Here is a 3,385-nt window from a genome sequence, read left to right on the forward strand (position 1 = left end):
GTCGCTGGTCTCGGTGACGGAGCGGTCTGGCCACGCTCCTCCCTCCTCTGTCGTGCCGGTCGGTTCTGGTGCGGGTGTGTCAGGCGGGGCGCCCCCTTCCGCGTACCCGGCGGTTCTCAGGGGCGGCGGGCCAGTGCCAGGGTGCGGTGGGCTCCCGCCACCACCGCCGTGTCGATGAAGCGGCCGTCGGGGAGGGCCTGGGCGCCGGAGCGGGTGGCCGCCGCGCCGAGGATCGTCTCGGCCGTTTCGATCTCCTCCGGGGTCGGGAGATAGGCGGCCTCGATCACCGGGAGCTGCCGGGGATGGATGGCCGCGCGGCCGAAGAAGCCCAGGTCACGGCCGTGGGCGCAGGACGCGGCAAGACCCGCGAGGTCGCGTACGTCGGGGTGGACGGACTGGGGCGGTGGGGCGAGACCCGCCGCCCGGGCGGCCACCACCACGCGGGAGCGCGGCCAGTCGAGGCCCGCGTCGGCGCGTACGCCCAGGTCGGCCCGTAGATCGGCCTCGCCGAGCGCGATGCCGTGCAGGGCGGGATGGGCCGTGGCGATGGCGAAGGCGTGCTCGACGGCGAGGGCCGATTCCAGGAGGGCGTACAGGGGCAGGCCCGGGGCGAGTTCCGCCGTACGCAGGATCTCGGTGGGGGAGGAGACCTTCGGCAGGCGCAGGCCCGCGAGGGTGCCGAGCGTGGCCGGGGCGCGCAGGGCGCGCAGGTCGGCGGTGCACTCCGGGCCGTCCAGGGCGTTGACGCGGACGTGCACCGGGACCGGCGGCGGCTCGGCGAGGAGGTCGGCGGTGGCGGCGCGGGCGTACTTCTTGCGGTCGGGGGCGACCGCGTCCTCCAGGTCGACGACGACCACGTCGGCCCCCGCGGCGAGCGCCTTCGCCACCGTCCCGGGGCGGTCGCCGGGGACGTACAGCCAGGTGAGCGCTACGCCCGTCCGGGTCTGTGGGGTCACAGCGCGCCCTCCGCCCGGAGTTTGCCGATCTCGTCGTCCGTCAGGCCGAGTTCGGTGAGGACCGCGTCCGTGTCGGCGCCGTGCGGGCGGCCTGCCCAGCGGATCCCGCCGGGGGTGTCGGTGAGGCGGAAGAGGACGTTCTGCATGCGCAGCGGGCCCAGTTCGGGATCGTCGACGGTGGTGATCGAGTCCAGGGCCGCGTACTGCGGATCCTCCATGACATCGCGTACGTCCTGGACGGGGGCCACCGCCGCCTCCGCCTTCTCGAAGGCGTCGATGACGTCGGCGCGGCTGTGCCGGGCGATCCACGAGCCGACCGCCTCGTCGAGGACGTCGGTGTGGCGGGCCCGGTCCGCGCCCGTGGCGAACCACGGTTCGGTGATCAGCTCGGGGCGGCCGACCAGGCGCATCACGCGTTCGGCGACCGACTGGGCCGAGGTCGAGACGGCGACCCAGGTGCCGTCGGCGGTGCGGTAGGTGTTGCGTGGCGCGTTGTTCTGCGAGCGGTTGCCGGTACGGGCCTGGACATGGCCCAACTGGTCGTACCAGAGCGGCTGCGGGCCGAGCACCGTGAGGATCGGCTCGATGATCGCCATGTCCACGACCTGCCCGCGGCCCGTGCGGTCGCGCGCGGCCAGGGCCGTCATCACCGCGTACGCCGTGGCCAGGCCTGCGATCGAGTCGGCGAGACCGAAGGGCGGCAGGACCGGCGGGGCGTCCGGCTCACCGGTGATCGCGGCGAACCCGCTCATCGCCTCGGCGAGCGTGCCGAAACCGGGGCGGCGCGCGTACGGGCCGAACTGGCCGAAGCCGGTGACGCGGGCCAGCACCAGCCGGGGGTTCGCGGCCGACAGCTCCTCCCAGCCGAGGTCCCACTTCTCCAGCGTGCCCGGCCGGAAGTTCTCGATGATCACATCGGCGGAGGCGGCCAGGCGCAGCAGCGTGTCGCGTCCGCCGTACGTGGAGAGGTCCAGGGTCATCGTGCGTTTGTTGCGGCCGAGGAGTTTCCACCAGAGGCCGACGCCGTCCTTCGACGGGCCGTGGCCGCGGGACGGATCCGGTCTGCGGGGGTGCTCGACCTTGACGACCTCCGCGCCGAAGTCGCCGAGCATCGTGGCGGCGAGAGGGCCGGCGAAGAGGGTCGCCAGATCGAGGACGCGGAGGCCGTCGAGCGGGGTGGGGGCCGGGGCGGGGGTGGCGGTCATGGGTGGGGGGCCTCCGGAGGGTTGGGGCGGGTGGCCGGGCGGGCGGTCAGGCGCGCGGTGAGTTCGGCGAGGGTGTCGAAGCCTGTTCCGTCGAAGTCGCCGATGCTCGTGGCCAGGCGGTTCTTGAGGGGGGTCGTCCAGCGGGACGGGAGCGCTTCGGGACTGCCCGCGAGCAGGCCCGCGATGGAACCGGCCGTCGCGCCGTTCGAGTCGGTGTCCCAGCCTCCCGACACCGCACGGCAGACGGAGGCCGTGAAGTCGCCGTCCGCGTGGGTGAGGGCGGCGGCGATCAGGGCCGTGTTGGGGACGGCGTGGACCCAGTGGTACGCGGAGTGGGTGGCGTGCAGTTCGTCCACGATCCGGTCGAAGTCCTCGTGCCGGCCCGCCAGTCGGATCGCCTGGCGGACCGCGTCGGCGAGGCGTGACTGCGGGGGGACGACGGTCAGGCCCGTACGCAGGCACGTGTGGATGTCGCTCGTGCCGGTGGCCGCCTCCGCGATGACGGCCGCCGTGAACATCGCCGCGTAGACGCCGTTCGCGGTGTGGGTGAGGACGGCGTCCCGGTGCGCCTGTTCCGCGGCGGCGGCGGGGGCGCCCGGGTTGGTCCAGCCGTGGACGTCCGCGCGGATCAGGGCGCCGATCCACTCGCGGAACGGGTTGCGGTGGCGGGCCGTGTGCGGGGGTTCGATGCCGTCGAGGAGGTTGCGGTAGGCGACGCGTTCCGCCGTGAACGTGCGGCCCGCGGGGAGTTCGTCCAGCCAGAGGCGGGCCACGTCCGTGGTGGTGAAGTGTCTGCCGTGGCGTTGGAGCAGGAGGAGGTTCAGGAGCGGGTAGTTGAGGTCGTCGTCCTCCGGCATGCCGTCGATGTTCTCGGCGAGGGAGGTGGGGGCGGAGCGGCGGTTCCAGGGGTACGTGGCTTTGAGCTCGGGGGGTAGGCCGCGTTCGGTGAACCAGGTGGTGAGGGGCCAGTTGCCGGTGGCCCCGGCGAGTTGGCGGATGGCGGTGAGGGGGAGTTTCTCCACCGGTTTGCCCAGGAGGCAGCCGGCGGCTCGGCCCAGCCAGGCTGCTTGCAGGGCTGTTTCTTCCCCAGTCCCGCCCCTTCCCGAAACCGGGGGCTGCGCCCCCTGGGCCCCGCTGAAAGATTGCGCAGTTCCCCGCGCCCCTGAGGGTGGGGGGGGGGGGCCCCCGGCCCCCCCCGAGCTATGGGGGGTGGCCGCGCCCCCC

Annotated in this window: 3 protein-coding genes; all 3 read right to left on the reverse strand. The window is 74.0% G+C overall.

The annotated features are described in order from the left end of the window. Positions 1–116 precede the first annotated feature (116 nt). Positions 117–956, reverse strand: coding sequence for an HpcH/HpaI aldolase/citrate lyase family protein (locus ACFWGJ_RS30800; protein WP_387331245.1), 840 nt, complete (start codon positions 954–956; stop codon positions 117–119). Beyond that, positions 953–2,161: a CaiB/BaiF CoA transferase family protein gene (locus tag ACFWGJ_RS30805; protein WP_387331247.1), complete on the reverse strand. Its 1,209-nt coding sequence runs from the start codon at positions 2,159–2,161 to the stop codon at positions 953–955. Before ACFWGJ_RS30805 ends, ACFWGJ_RS30800 begins: the two co-directional genes overlap by 4 nt. Continuing rightward, positions 2,158–3,385, reverse strand: a 1,228-nt coding sequence (locus tag ACFWGJ_RS30810; RefSeq protein ID WP_387331249.1) for an ADP-ribosylglycohydrolase family protein, incomplete at its 5' end; no start/stop codon positions are given. The genes ACFWGJ_RS30805 and ACFWGJ_RS30810, both read right to left, overlap by 4 nt.

It is taken from the genome of Streptomyces sp. NPDC060205 (assembly GCF_042728395.1).
Lineage (GTDB): Bacteria > Actinomycetota > Actinomycetes > Streptomycetales > Streptomycetaceae > Streptomyces.